General features: G+C 41.0%; 15 protein-coding genes. 7 read left to right on the forward strand and 8 right to left on the reverse strand.

Translation table 11 applies throughout. From position 1 onward, the window contains the following. Positions 1–65 precede the first annotated feature (65 nt). Both AC6CHS_RS06530 and AC6CHS_RS06535 read left to right on the forward strand, forming a co-directional pair. Positions 66–1,277 carry an MFS transporter gene (locus AC6CHS_RS06530; RefSeq protein WP_498234997.1) on the forward strand — a complete coding sequence of 404 codons (1,212 nt, stop codon included), beginning with the start codon at positions 66–68 and terminating at the stop codon, positions 1,275–1,277. Positions 1,278–1,296: 19 nt separating this feature from the next. Further along, positions 1,297–2,136 (forward strand): aldo/keto reductase, encoded by an 840-nt coding sequence (locus AC6CHS_RS06535; protein WP_498234999.1) that lies wholly within the window; start codon positions 1,297–1,299, stop codon positions 2,134–2,136. Between the two features lie 306 nt (positions 2,137–2,442). Here AC6CHS_RS06535 and AC6CHS_RS06540 read toward each other — a convergent pair whose 3' ends face one another. Further along, entirely contained in the window at positions 2,443–2,991 is a 549-nt protein-coding gene (locus AC6CHS_RS06540; RefSeq protein ID WP_498235001.1) for a flavodoxin family protein, read from the reverse strand. A 117-nt stretch (positions 2,992–3,108) separates the two neighbouring features. Here AC6CHS_RS06540 and AC6CHS_RS06545 point away from each other — a divergent pair, with 117 nt between their 5' ends. Beyond that, positions 3,109–3,948 (forward strand): LysR family transcriptional regulator, encoded by an 840-nt coding sequence (locus AC6CHS_RS06545; protein WP_498235002.1) that lies wholly within the window; start codon positions 3,109–3,111, stop codon positions 3,946–3,948. Between the two features lie 56 nt (positions 3,949–4,004). On the opposite strand, the gene phnE (AC6CHS_RS06550) is transcribed toward AC6CHS_RS06545, so the two are convergent. The 4 genes from phnE (AC6CHS_RS06550) to AC6CHS_RS06565 form a co-directional block, all read right to left on the reverse strand. Further along, positions 4,005–4,796, reverse strand: coding sequence for a phosphonate ABC transporter, permease protein PhnE (phnE, locus tag AC6CHS_RS06550; protein ID WP_498235004.1), 792 nt, complete (start codon positions 4,794–4,796; stop codon positions 4,005–4,007). Continuing rightward, positions 4,793–5,584, reverse strand: a complete 792-nt coding sequence (gene phnE / locus AC6CHS_RS06555; RefSeq protein WP_498235006.1) for a phosphonate ABC transporter, permease protein PhnE — start codon at positions 5,582–5,584, stop codon at positions 4,793–4,795. The genes phnE (AC6CHS_RS06550) and phnE (AC6CHS_RS06555) overlap by 4 nt, the downstream gene beginning before the upstream one ends. After that, complete coding sequence (phnC, locus tag AC6CHS_RS06560) at positions 5,568–6,356, reverse strand: phosphonate ABC transporter ATP-binding protein (protein WP_498235008.1); 789 nt, start codon at positions 6,354–6,356, stop codon at positions 5,568–5,570. Before phnC ends, phnE (AC6CHS_RS06555) begins: the two co-directional genes overlap by 17 nt. A gap of 87 nt (positions 6,357–6,443) precedes the next feature. Further along, a complete protein-coding gene (locus AC6CHS_RS06565; protein ID WP_106898254.1) occupies positions 6,444–7,367 on the reverse strand; it encodes a phosphate/phosphite/phosphonate ABC transporter substrate-binding protein in 924 nt (307 codons plus the stop codon). Positions 7,368–7,531: 164 nt separating this feature from the next. On the opposite strand from AC6CHS_RS06565, the gene AC6CHS_RS06570 reads away from it, so the two are divergent. Then, positions 7,532–7,822, forward strand: a complete 291-nt coding sequence (locus AC6CHS_RS06570; RefSeq protein ID WP_106898253.1) for a phospholipase — start codon at positions 7,532–7,534, stop codon at positions 7,820–7,822. Here the strand turns inward: AC6CHS_RS06570 and brfA are convergent. The 3 genes from brfA to AC6CHS_RS06585 all read right to left on the reverse strand — a co-directional run bounded on the left by brfA (position 7,784) and on the right by AC6CHS_RS06585 (position 9,201). After that, positions 7,784–8,035 carry a ribosome rescue factor BrfA gene (gene brfA, locus AC6CHS_RS06575; protein ID WP_106898252.1) on the reverse strand — a complete coding sequence of 84 codons (252 nt, stop codon included), beginning with the start codon at positions 8,033–8,035 and terminating at the stop codon, positions 7,784–7,786. The two genes, AC6CHS_RS06570 and brfA, sit on opposite strands and share 39 nt — an antisense overlap. A gap of 87 nt (positions 8,036–8,122) precedes the next feature. Next, entirely contained in the window at positions 8,123–8,872 is a 750-nt protein-coding gene (locus tag AC6CHS_RS06580; protein WP_498235010.1) for a DUF1129 family protein, read from the reverse strand. 20 nt (positions 8,873–8,892) lie between these two features. Continuing rightward, the gene (locus tag AC6CHS_RS06585; protein ID WP_498235685.1) at positions 8,893–9,201 is read right to left on the reverse strand and encodes a PadR family transcriptional regulator; all 309 of its coding nucleotides are present in this window, start codon (positions 9,199–9,201) and stop codon (positions 8,893–8,895) included. 230 nt (positions 9,202–9,431) lie between these two features. Here AC6CHS_RS06585 and AC6CHS_RS06590 point away from each other — a divergent pair, with 230 nt between their 5' ends. The 3 genes from AC6CHS_RS06590 (at position 9,432) to AC6CHS_RS06600 (ending at position 13,996) form a co-directional block, all read left to right on the forward strand. Continuing rightward, entirely contained in the window at positions 9,432–10,598 is a 1,167-nt protein-coding gene (locus tag AC6CHS_RS06590) for a TraB/GumN family protein (protein ID WP_498235011.1), read from the forward strand. Between the two features lie 181 nt (positions 10,599–10,779). After that, positions 10,780–12,045, forward strand: coding sequence for an MFS transporter (locus tag AC6CHS_RS06595; protein WP_498235013.1), 1,266 nt, complete (start codon positions 10,780–10,782; stop codon positions 12,043–12,045). A gap of 55 nt (positions 12,046–12,100) precedes the next feature. After that, a complete protein-coding gene (locus tag AC6CHS_RS06600; protein WP_498235015.1) occupies positions 12,101–13,996 on the forward strand; it encodes a PrkA family serine protein kinase in 1,896 nt (631 codons plus the stop codon). The last annotated feature ends 62 nt before the right edge of the window (positions 13,997–14,058 follow it).

The raw sequence follows: 14,058 nt of genomic DNA on the forward strand, positions 1-14,058 counted from the left end.
ATAATATCATTTGCCGGCAACATTTTACCATCTTTTTTTACAAAAATAATATAGGAGGTCATTTTATGGCTTTAGATAAGAAAAGAAGCTTTTTTGCATTAATGGCCTTGGCAGTTAGTGCATTTGCTATTGGAACGACAGAATTTATTAGTGTCGGTCTTCTCCCGCTTATTGCGGATGATTTAGAAATATCCGTTACCACAGCTGGTTTAACGGTTTCCTTATATGCACTTGGCGTAACGTTTGGTGCTCCAATTCTTACAGCATTGACATCCACTATGTCAAGAAAGGTATTGCTGTTATGGATTATGATCATTTTTATTGTGGGAAATAGTGTCGCGGCAGGAGCGACCAGTATTGGCGTGCTGCTTGTAGCAAGGGTAATATCTGCTTTTTCCCATGGTTTATTTATGTCAATTGGTTCGGTAATTGCAGCAAGTCTTGTAACACCAGACCGGCGTGCGAGTGCTATTTCCATTATGTTTACTGGACTTACAGTGGCGACAGTTACAGGCGTCCCGATCGGAACGTTCCTTGGCCAGCAATTTGGTTGGCGATTGGCCTTTTTAACAATTGTAGGAATAGGAATCGTAGCATTCGTGGCTAATAGTATCCTGGTTCCCGCCAATTTGAAACGTGGAACCAAGACAACGTTTGGTGATCAATGGAAGATCATTACCAATGGTCGACTACTGCTTGTCTTTGTCATTACAGCTTTAGGTTATGGTGGGACATTTGTGGTCTTTACCTATCTTTCCCCATTGCTTCAGGAGGTAACAGGATTTTCTAGTGAAGTGGTAGCTGTTTTACTTCTTCTTTATGGAGTGGCCATAGCTGTAGGGAATATGATTGGAGGGAAATTATCCAACAAAAACCCGATAAAGTCCCTATTCTTTATGTTCATATTTCAAGCGGTAGTCCTTTTTCTTCTAACCTTCACCGCGCCTTTCAAAGTGGCTGGGCTGATCACCATCATGCTTATGGGGTTATTCGCGTTTATGAATGTGCCAGGACTTCAGGTGTATGTGGTGATGCTGGCAGAGCGATTTGTTCCTGGTGGGGTTGATGTAGCTTCAGCGATTAATATTGCAGCGTTTAATGCAGGCATTGCAATTGGTTCCTTCTTAGGTGGAATTATTACGGACTCAATTGGTCTAGTGCATACAGGTTGGATCGGTGGATTAATGGTCACAGGAGCAGTACTGCTGACAGCTTACAGTCGAAAGCTTGAAAACAAGGATGTAGCAAAGGAAGAACCATTACAAAAGTGTAGTTAAAAAAGGAGATGGAATTTAAATGGAAAATTTACAAAGTAAGCTAACATTACAGAATGGTGTGGAAATGCCTTGGCTTGGTTTAGGTGTCTTTAAAGTAGAAGAAGGGCCAGAGCTTGTGCAAGCTGTAAAGGCAGCTATAAAGAATGGATACCGTCTAATTGATACAGCGGCTATTTATGGAAATGAGGCTGGAGTCGGCCAGAGCATTCAAGAAGGACTTCTGGAAACGGCTATCAGCAGGGAAGAGCTTTTCATCACCTCCAAGGTATGGAATGACGGGTTAAATTATGATGAGACCATATTAGCTTTCCATGAATCATTGGAAAAACTAGGATTAGACTATCTTGATCTTTATCTCATCCATTGGCCTGGGGTCGATCAATACAAGGAAGCGTGGCGAGCGTTGGAGGATCTGTATAAGCAAGGGCTTATTCGGGCCATCGGTGTGAGTAATTTCCAAGTACACCACTTGGAGGATTTGGCTAAAGTAAGTGAGATTAAGCCAATGATCAATCAAGTCGAGCACCATCCGAAACTAACTCAAGGAGAGCTGCGTCGTTACAGTAAAGAAAATGCTATTCAGTTACAGGCATGGTCCCCACTTATGCAAGGACAACTTCTAGATCATCCGTTGCTTCAAGAGATTGCAGTGAAGCACGGCAAGTCTGTTCCACAGGTGATTATTCGTTGGGATCTGCAGAGTGGAATAGCCACAATACCAAAATCCACGAAGGAGCACCGCATTATTGCAAACGGTGATGTATTTGATTTCAAATTGTCAGGAGAAGATATGGAATCCATAAATGCTCTAAATGAAAATCTTCGGGTAGGTCCCGATCCAGATACGTTTAACTTTTAATTAAAGAAGGCTCCCTAATCACTTAGGGAGCCTTTTTTATCTATTTAGACATGAACAGAGGAGTCAATCGTCACTTCTAAATCAAATGCCAGGTCTTTTAAATCTTGCAATACGTGGCGCGCTTCTTTGCTATGTTCTGTTAAGGGGCTACCATTACATAAAGGAACCTTGCTATATATCTTTCGAATACCAATCGGATAGCTGTTCCCTGTTTTGTCTGAGTTGATCTTGATTCTATGAGGTTCATAATGAATAATATGTAGGAGCTCTCTTACTTCGTTTCTTTATGAGACACGGAAAGAGTTTTTATATTGTATTCTTTAGCACTTCATTCCACAGAGAAGCCTTTGCAAGTGCCATGGTGTCTTGTACCACTTCTTTTGGTTTGTTTCCTTTGGCGATAATATAATCGGCAAACTCCATTCCCAAATACTCACAAATTGCTTGAAATTGTAAGATTAAAGGAAGAGCAGCTGTTCTAGGGTGAGGATTTTCTCCTGCTGTGATGACATATATTTTTTTACCCTTCATTGCTTCTTTAAAATTTATCCGTTTGTCCTGCATATATTGGCTCCACCTATCAATGAATGCCTTCATTTGCGCAGACATCCCAAACCAGTACAATGGTGTTACAAAAATGATAATATCCTGTTCCAGAAATTCGAAGAACAACGTTTCATATTCATCCTCTACCTTATCGAATCCACCTGGTACATGGCGTTGATCTATAATAGGTTCAATCTGTTTTTCACGCAAGTAGATCTCTGTGTGTTTAATTCCTTCTACAACTTTATTAACAAGATACTCCGTATTCCCATCCCTGCGTGAACTACCCAATAGTGTCATAATCTTCATAGATATTCAGCTCCTTGTGTTATTGCTAATTCCATCATATAGTATATATATAGTTCAGTAAAACGGATGTTTTTGATAATATAGTTCAATAACATTGAACATATGGAGGTGTGAAAAATGGAGCTTAGGCAGTTAATAACCTTTATAACGATTGTTGAATTGGATGGATACAAAAAAGCAGCAGATGAATTGGGGTATGCTCAGTCATCGATTACTGCGCATATGAAAGACTTAGAGCAGGAATTAGGGACACCTGTTTTTGATCGCCTGGGAAGGAAGATGGTTTTAACAGAAGCAGGGAAGAAATTTCTCCCCTATGCAGGGAATATCGTTAGACTCTACGCTAAATCAAAGGAAGCCATTCAAAACACTTCAGAGCCATCTGGACAGCTTACTATAGGAGCAAGTGAATCATTAATGATCTACTGGCTTCCTACGATCATCAAAAAATTTCGCGATAAGTATCCACTTGTAGAGCTGACTATGAAATCTATTCAATATGATAATCTCACCGGTCAATTAAAGAAAGGCGATGTAGATGCAGCGATTTTGGTCGAAACGTTAAATTTCAATCCTTCTGAATTAGTAACAAACCTGATTAAAAAAGATGAACTTATCCACGTTACAGCTGATGCTGCAACAATGCCAGATACCATGCTTGTAACGGAATATACGTGCAGTTGGCGGCCATTAGTAGAGGAGTATTTAAAGGGAGTAGGAAAAGAGTTTATTTCACGAGTTGAGTTGCCCAGTGTTGAAGCCATCAAGCAAAGTGTTCTTTGTGGACTAGGAAACGCGATGCTACCTACATTTACAGTGAAAGATTTCATGAAAAGTGGAGAGCTGCAGGAAGTACAAAACTCCCAACGTGAACAGGTGGGGATATTTACCGCTATGCATAAAAATAAATGGGTCTCTCCTTCTATGACAGCATTTTTAGAAATGCTTGAGGGTTAATCCCACATGAAGAGGAGCAGTGCCATCGTCCGGGGCTGCTCCTTATAATATTAAAATTATACAACGCGCTTACGCAAAAATCCTGATATCATATCAACGAGCACGACCATCACGATAATACCGAGTAAAATAATGCCCACTCGCTCCCAATCTCTCGACTGCATGGCGAAAATTAATGGTGTTCCAATTCCGCCAGCGCCGATGATGCCAAGAATACTTGCCGAACGCAGGTTAATCTCAAATCGGTATAACGTATAGGATATGAATCCCGGCAGTACTTGAGGGAGCACGGCTAGGCGTAGCGTCTGAATTTTGTTCGCACCTGTTGCCGCCAAGGCTTCGGATGGGCCGGGGTCAATTGCTTCGACTTCCTCAGAAAATAATTTTCCTAGCATTCCAATAGAGTGAAGACCTAAAGCTAAAACCCCTGCAAATGAGCCTGGACCTACTGCTTTAATAAACAGGAGCGCCATCACTAGCTCTGGGAAAGTACGGATGAAGCTAAGCATAAATTTCCCAGTACCTGTCGTAAATCTCGCTCGATTCATATTCTTTGATGCCCAAAAGGCAAACGGGATACATAATATAGCAGATATAAACGTCCCCAGCACCGCTATTGCTAAGGTGTCGAGCAGCCCACGGAGCAGGTCCTCGCCCTCAGGCAAGTATACATAACCCCAGTCTGGTGAAAAAATCCCACTGAAAATGGCTTTTGAGATCTGACCGGCAGTATCTTTAAAACCACCCATTGGGACACCGGAAAACGCCCAAATATAGAGAAATAAGAGCGCTCCATAGATCAATATATATAATCCAATCTTCTTTTTCGGTTTATGTGGTCGATTCATAGTAATTTCTCCCTGAGCTTCCCACTAAAGTAATCAATAAGAAGGACGACGACTAAAGTGAAGAGAATAATCGTACTTACCTTATCGTATTCTAGGAAACCAAGCGTGCGGTCGTAGTAAAGGCCGATTCCTCCAGCGCCAACGAGGCCGAGGATTGCTGCAGCACGTATGTTTACTTCAAAGGTGTACAGCACATATGTAATAAAGTGGGCGGAAACCTGTGGAATGACCGCACAGCGAATCCATTGCAGCTTATTTGCCCCAACAGCTGTCATAGATTCTAATGGTCCTTTATCAATTGCTTCAATTGCTTCATACGTCAGCTTGGCGATAATCCCCACGGAAAAAATCCCCAATGCAAAAATTCCGGGCAATGGCCCTAAACCAAAAATGGCTACAAAGATTGCAGCAAGTAAAAGTTCAGGAATAGTACGCACAAGGTTAAGAACAAATCGAACCGGGTACCAAATCCAGGAGCTTTGAAAGACGTTACTTGCAGAGAAAAGTGCAATAGGGATTGCTAACACTGCTCCAATGGTTGTTCCTACTACAGCCATACGAATTGTTTCCAGCATTGCTGGTGTGATGTTATCAACATAGGCCCAGTTTGGTGGCACCATATCCACAAGGAGCCCCGTCATATTTGGAAGCCCCGTTAATAACTCCGAAAAAGTGCTATCCGTTTGGTGGGCACTTGCAAAAAGAAAAAGTGCCAATAGGAAAATGGTGAAATAAAGCTTTAGTTTTCTTGGTGGTGTCGGACGTAAAGGTTCAGCTAGTTGCGACATAAGGCACCTCTTTTGCTTCTTCTTCGGTGGTTTCTAACTTTTGGCCATAAATTTCTGCAAGCTTTTGATCTGTGGCTTCTTCAACAGGTCCGTCAAAAACAATTTCGCCGGCATTCAGGCCAATAATTCTGGTGGCATACTGGCGGGCAATATCGATAAAGTGTAAGTTTACAACAGTCGTAATGCCAAGCTCTTGGTTGATTTTTTTCAAATCATCCATCACTTGTGTTGTAGTCAATGGATCAAGAGAAGCAACTGGTTCATCAGCCAAAATCACTTTTGCCTCCTGGGCAAGTGTGCGGGCGATTGAAACACGCTGTTGCTGTCCCCCAGAAAGTTGATCAGACCTAGTATAAGCTTTATCTACAAGGTTAACGCGTTCAAGAGATTGTAAGGCAAGCTCCGTATCAGCCTTTGGATAGATGCCAAGCATGGTACGGAAGGTAGAGTGATAGCCAACACGTCCTGATAGAACGTTATTTATAACTGTTGTGCGTTTTACTAGATTGAACTGCTGAAAAATCATGCCTATGTCACGCCGCATTCTCCTTAATTGCTTCCCGTTTGCTTTCGTAATAGAAGTCCCTCCAACAAAGATTTCACCTTCTGTAACTTCATGCAATCTGTTGATGGAGCGTAAAAACGTGGATTTACCTGCCCCAGACAAACCAACAATAACGACAAACTCTCTCGGATTGATGGTAACATTGATATCCTTCAATCCTTTTGTGCCATTAGGATACGTTTTGGATACATTTTGAAACTCTATCATGTTAAAACCAACTTTCTTTAGATATAGGTAGCCAGGACGAAGAATCGCCTGGCTACGTTTTAAACATATAGGTGGATGGTGTAAATGCTATTCCGTTTTTACCTTTTCTGCGTAATCGCGAACAATATCAAAATTGCTGTCTTCAGATTCTACATAACCTTCATGTGTATAAATCTCTTTAATGATTTCATGTCCTTCTTCGTCTTTCCCAATGTCAATAAATGCTTCGGTGATCTTATCCACCCATTCTTGATCCATATCAGATCTTACAGCAACAGTGTCGTTTGGAATGCCTTCCGTGAATTCAATAATCTCGGTTTCATCAAATACTTCAGGATAATCGCCAGCAACCGTGTTACGTGCATCCTGGAATACAACTGCCGCATCAACATCACCGTTTAATACGGAGATAATTCCTTGATCATGCCCCTTTACTGTAATCCCTTCAACGTCTTCCAGTGGATCCAGTCCAGCATCCATCAGTGATGCGGCCGGCCAAACATAGCCTGCTGATGATGTAACATCCTGGAAGGCAATTTTCTTACCTTTTAAATCTTCAAGACTTTTAATGCCAGAATCTTTCTTTACAACAAAGATAGATTTATAGAAATCAACAAGCTCATCTGTTGGTTGTCCCGTTTCGTCTTCTACTCCGTAGCGTTGCGCTTGTAGCATTACCTCTGCGGCACCTTTATCTTTTGCTAGTACATAAGCTGTTGGTGGTAAAAAGCCCACATCAACTTTTTTAGAGTCCATCGCTTCAATGATTGTATTGTAGTTGGTTGATACACTAACTTTAACTGGGATATCCAGTCTCTCGGAAAGCAACTCTTCCAGTGGTTTTGCTTTCGCTTCCAATGTATCTGCGTTTTGAGATGGAACGAACTGAACAGTTAATTCCTCTGGTTTGTAGCTACTTGATCCCTCTGCCTCTCCAGAATCTCCACATCCACTTAGAATCCCAGCAGCTAGTCCGACAGTTAAACCTAATGTTGCAAACTTTTTAAGCATACTCTACCTCCACATGATAAATGTTTAGTGCCTCTTTAATATAGCAACAAATTATTAAGCCAATTTACAGTTAGTGTAAATAATCTGTTAAAAATTACTAGAAGTGTGAAAGCTGCATATACCTTTTGCAACCTTATAGAATACCTTGTACAAAGGAGGTGGCAATGGTGAAAGGGAGGAATTGCAGGGGGATTTGTTTCCCGAAAGGATATAGATACTGTGGTCCGGGGTGTAGCGGGCCGGGACCGCCAATTAATGCGGTTGATGCTGCATGTCGAGAACACGATCGTTGCTATAAACGTTATAGTGGTCCGAGCTGTATGTGTGATCGTGTGTTTATGGAACGGTTAGCTAAAGAAATCAATCCATATACGAAAGAGGGTCGCCTTGCACGCTTTCTCTACCAATATATGAAATTACAATCTTTTGTTGGGTGTGGGTTTCGTAAAAGGTAAGGGGATTTTCTTAAAAAGGCATAAAAAAGAACCGTCTCCTTGATGATCTGGATAACGATTCTGGTGTTTCGTGCGATATAGATGGTCTTTTTTGGTCTTGGTTTTTCTTGTTTGGAGATCTAGCGCAGTATATGGACTGCGTAGCTTTGCTGGATCAAGTCTACCTTCCCTTATCTGCTTTTGCCGATATTTTTGTGCTTTTGATCTACTCATGTTATCACTCCTCAAATGTCGTTCTTCTAAAGTATACCTTATCTGACCAGGTGCTGCGAGCTGTTTAAACGCAGCACCTCTAATAAACTATTTGTTTCTTTTTGCTGTGTATAAAAGATACGCACCAATTCCTGAGAATGTTATAATCGTACTCCAAATTAGGATTGCCTCTTCGGTCATATTCGTAAACCCAAGCAAGTATTCCGGAAGAACGAGAAAGACAGTAATTACTGGTAGGACTAGCGTTTTAGCCCATATAGAAACGCCGATTAGGAAAATAACAATGAGACCACCAGCGATCCATGTTCCAGTTATACCAAACTCTACTATTGGAGTGGCAATCGATCTATCTGCAAACTCGAGTCCGATAAATAATCCCATAGGAACGCTGGCCAAAAGGAAGAAAAGTAGACCTTGAACACCATAAGAAAGAGATCGCGATGATACAAGCTTAAATACACTAAACGTTAGAACGATAAAAATGATACTAATTGTAAAGGAGCCGCCAATTTTTAGTAAGGAGTATGCGAGAGGCCCATCAAGTATATCTGTCAAAAGGGTAATGGAGAAAATTCCTGCTATAATAATGGCAAAGTATTTTATCCATGTTTTATAGTCAACCTTCATCTCGTTTGATAATTGCTGCATGTATGTCTTAGGTGAATTGCCGATAATTTCCTCGGTGGATTTCCCTCGCTTCTCTGCTTCTATTAAATGATCTTCAAGCTCTGTGACGATTTCATCGATTTCCTCTTCCTTTTTTCCACTGGAAAATAAATAAACACGCAAGTCTTCAATAAATGTCTGGCTTCTTTTGGACAATATAACTTCTTTCATACATGACTTCTCCTCTCTTACTATATCTTTTTGTTTAAAACGTTGTTAACCGTTGTTTGTAAGTCGCTCCATTTGGTTACGAAATTTTCTACCTCCTGTTCCCCTTTAGGTGTCAGGGTATAGTATTTTCGTTTTGGACCTGCTGTGGATTTCTTTAATGTAGATGTTACTAGCTCTTCCTTTTGCATGCGCAGTAGTAAAGGATAGATCGTTCCTTCGCTAAAGGAATGAAATCCATAGCCTTCTAGCTTTTCTGCCAGCTCATATCCATAAACCTCTTTCTCGCTAATGATCGAGAGCAGACACCCATCAAGAATCCCCTTCATCATTTGTGTTGTGGACAAGTATTTCTCACCTCATTCATCTATATCTTGTTATACAAGGTATACAGTGATTATAATATCATTTACCTTGTAATGCAAGGGTTATTTTTTAAAAGTACTATACAGATTGGGTTGCTTTTGTTTTAACGGCACTTTACGCTTTTGTTAACATGCTCTATAAAATTTAATTCGTTTCAAGTATAATGGAATTATACGGAATAAAAGGAAGGTAACCCATGACGGAAGAGAATATAACGCGAATACATATAGATGAGAAAGAATTTATCCTCATCGGCACGGCGCATGTTTCTAAACATAGCGCAGAGCAAGTGAAGGAAGTTATTGAAAGAGAAAACCCAGATGCCGTTTGTGTGGAACTGGATGAACAGCGATTCCAATCCATTCAGGATGAAAATCGCTGGCGTAATATGGACATCTTTAAGATAATTAAGGAAAAGAAGGCCACGCTGTTATTGATGAACCTGGCCATATCTTCATTCCAAAAAAGGATGGCCAAGCAGTTTGATATTAATCCGGGGCAGGAAATGATCCAGGGGATTGAATCGGCTAAAGAGACAGGGGCAGAGCTTGTGCTTGCCGATCGCAACATCCAAACGACCTTCTCTCGTATTTGGCGGGGGATTGGTCTTAAAGGGAAGGCTACCTTACTGATGCAAGTAATCGCAGGCATATTTAGTAAGGAAAGCATTTCAGAGGAAGAACTGGAAAAGATGAAGAACCAGGATACGATTAATACGATTCTTCATGAATTCACAGAGCATTTTCCAGAGTTAAAAACCCCCTTAATTGATGAACGCGATCAATATTTATCGCAAAAGATCAAGGATGCACCTGGTAAGAAAATTGTTGCCGTACTTGGAGCAGCGCATGTGCCAGGGATTAAAGAGGAAATAAAACGGGAGCATGATTTAAACAAACTAACGGAGCTTCCGGCAAAATCATCATGGCCCAAAGTCATTGGCTGGACCATTCCATTTATCATTTTGGCGGTCATCGCCTACACCTTTATCGCTAATCCGACTGCTGGTTGGCAGCAAACAATAAGTTGGGTCGTATGGAACGGCGCACTTTCGGCTATTGGGGCAATCATCGCACGTGCACACCCGCTGGCTATTTTGACTGCCTTTATCGTCGCACCACTAACCTCATTAAACCCGCTGCTTGCTGCAGGGTGGTTTGCTGGTTTTGTACAAGCGTATTTCAAGAGGCCTAATGTGGGTGATTTTGAAACCCTTACTGAGGACGTATTTACCGTGAAGGGGTTTTTCCATAATAAAGTGACCCGTGTGCTATTAGTTATATTATTGACTAACTTAGGAAGCTCACTTGGAACATTGATTGGTGGAGTGGATGTTATCCGTCGGTTTATCGAAAATATATAAGAACAACGAACCCTGGTGCCTGCCAGGGTTTTTGTTTTGCCTTTTTAATAGGTCCTAACAATTTCTGATTCTTCTCCATCGTGAAAAATAATTTTCTGTAAATCTAGTCATTATATATTTACTTTTCTATCATTTGTGGCTAATATATTTAGGGACACGAAATAATAAGGCGGCGAACATCATGCGATTTATTCAAGAATGGGTAACGCAATTCAAAACATACAATAACAATATTAAACTAGCTATTTTGGCAAATATCTTTTCCCAGGTTGGTCTGGGGATTTTTATGGTTGTTTACAACTTTTATATACGGGAGCTTGGCTATAGTCAGGATGTAAATGGACAGGTCATCGCGCTAACAGCACTTGCTACAGCGATTATTCTCGTGCCAGCTGGATTTCTCAGTGATAAATTGGGACGAAAACGCATTATGGGGTTTGGTATCCTCGCAGCGGGGCTGGTGCTTTTTTTACGGAGTATTATAGAATTGGAATCTTTGTTACTTGTAGCAGGTTTTGCTACAGGGATTTTCACTGCCTTCTTACAGGTTTCCACGGTGCCATGGCTTGCCGAGAACTCTGACCTAAAACAACGTGTGCATCTGTTTAGCCTGCATGCAGCACTTGTCACGGTTGCGAATGTAATCGGAAGTATTCTTGGTGGTACCTTGACCGATTTGTTTTCCCTTTTAACAACAGATCTGCAAAGTATTCGGTATACCTTAATTATTGGAAGTTTGTTTTATTTTCTATCCTTCTTTCCTATATTAAAGCTAAGCGAACAACGTAAACCGAAGCCTGAGAAGAAACAGAAATTTAATATGAAGCAGTATGTCAGCGAAAATAAGTTTGGCTTTAAAATCATCGCGCTTTTCGCCATTGCGCAGTTATTAATTGGATTCGGTAGCGGGCTTGTTATTCCATATCTAAACTTGTATTTTGCCGACAGGTTTTCTGCTTCAAATTCTGTAGTTGGTCTGATTATTTCCATTGGTCAAGCGGCTACGGCTATTGCCATGTTTGTTGGACCTTTTGTTGTGAGTAAGATGGGTGAGGTACGTGCTGTTGTCACCTTACAACTCCTTTCACTGCCGTTCCTGCTGCTGACCGCTTATACGGATAATTTACTGTTAGCAACGGTTGGTTTTTTATTCAGGCAAGCTTTAATGAATGCTGGGAACCCAATTCAGTCCTCGCTCATGATGTCACAGGTGGACGATTCGATGAAAGGCCTGGCGAACTCAGTAAACCAGATGGTGTTCAACTTAGGTTGGGCATTTATGGGCCCTGTTTCTACCGGGATTGTGCTTAAATATGGATCGTATTGGGGCTATGCCAATGTGTTTACGATTACGGCCTGTCTCTACCTAGTCGGTTCCTTGTACTTCTATTTTGTTTTCCGTTCTGTGAAGCGGACGAATGAACCTGTGGAAAACAAACCGGCATGATGAATAAGCCTGCTGCATAAACTGTATAAACCATGCCCTAGATGGAGGGAACCTAATGGATATACTAAACAAAGTGAAGCAGTATCGTGAGGAAGAGAAAACATTGAAGTGGGAAGGCACGTTTGCAGATTACCTTGCAATCATAAGGGAGCGGCCAGAAGTTGCCCAAACTGCGCATTCGCGTGTGTACAATATGATAAAGCACTCCGGTTTAAGTGAAAGAGATGGCAGAAAGATGTACCATTTCTTCGGGGAAGAGATTTTTGGATTAGAGGAATCGATTGAACGACTGGTAGAGGAATACTTTCACCCAGCAGCGAAACGACTTGATGTGCGAAAACGGATATTATTATTAATGGGGCCGGTCAGTGGAGGGAAGTCTACCATTGTTACCATGCTTAAGCGTGGTTTGGAGCAGTATTCAAGGACGGACGAAGGTGCAGTATATGCCATAAAGGGCTGCCCGATGCATGAGGATCCCCTGCATTTAATTCCAAAGCATTTACGCGAGGAGTTTTATGATGACTATGGGATTAGAATAGAAGGAAGTCTGTCGCCATTAAATACTATGCGACTGGATAAAGAGTATGATGGAAAAATTGAAGATGTTCAGGTAGAACGTATTTTTCTCTCGGAAGATAAACGAATTGGGATCGGTACATTTAGCCCTTCTGATCCCAAATCACAGGATATTGCAGATCTTACGGGAAGCATCGATTTCTCTACGATTGCAGAATATGGTTCTGAATCAGACCCCCGTGCATACCGGTTTGATGGAGAATTGAATAAGGCAAACCGAGGGATGATGGAGTTTCAAGAAATGCTAAAATGTGATGAGAAGTTCCTTTGGCATCTGCTTTCCTTAACCCAAGAGGGTAATTTTAAAGCCGGACGATTTGCGCTCATAAGTGCTGACGAACTCATTGTCGCCCATACAAATGAGTCAGAGTATCGCTCCTTTATTTCCAATAAGAAGAATGAAGCACTTCATTCCCGAATTATTGTCATGCCAATTCCTTATAATCTTCGGGTAAGTCAGGAAGAACGTATTTACGAAAAAATGATTAATGAGAGTGACATGAAGCATGTCCATATTGCCCCGCATGCCCTGAGAGTTGCAGCGATATTTTCTATATTGACACGATTAGAAGATTCTAAGAAACAAAGTGTTGATATCGTGAAGAAAATGCGTCTATACGACGGGGAAAATGTGGAAGGGTTTAGTCAGATAGATGTAGAAGAATTAAAAAAGGAATATCCTGTTGAGGGCATGAATGGAATTGATCCACGTTATGTTATTAACCGTATATCCTCTGCCATTATTAGAAAAGAAGTGCCTTCCATTAATGCATTGGATGTATTGCGCGCGTTAAAAGATGGACTTGATCAGCATGCATCGATTTCAGATGAGGCAAAAGAAGATTACATGAATTATATATCGGTGGCAAGAAAAGAATACGATGAAATTGCTAAAAAAGAAGTACAAAAAGCGTTTGTCTATTCTTATGAAGAATCTGCAAAAACATTGATGGATAACTACTTGGATAATGTAGAAGCATTTTGCAATAAGAATAAGCTACGCGACCAGTTGACCGGAGAAGAAATGAGTCCGGATGAAAAGTTAATGCGTTCGATTGAGGAGCAGATTGGTATTTCGGAAAATGCGAAAAAGGCTTTCAGGGAAGAGATTTTGATTCGAATTTCTGCGTATGCTCGAAAAGGAAAACGATTCGACTACAATTCTCATGATCGTTTGCGTGAAGCGATCCAAAAGAAATTATTTGCTGACCTGAAGGACATTGTTAAAATTACGACCTCATCAAAAACGCCAGACGAGTCTCAATTGAAAAAGGTTAATGAGGTCATTTCGCGCCTGATTGACGAACATGGCTACAACTCTGTATCTGCCAATGAGCTACTTCGGTATGTGGGAAGCTTGTTGAATCGTTAAGAAAAGCGACAGAAAAGATAGAATGAACATATTTAAAAAATAAAAAAGCTTCCTTTTGAATT

The organism is Oceanobacillus sp. GQ8 (genome assembly GCF_059758495.1).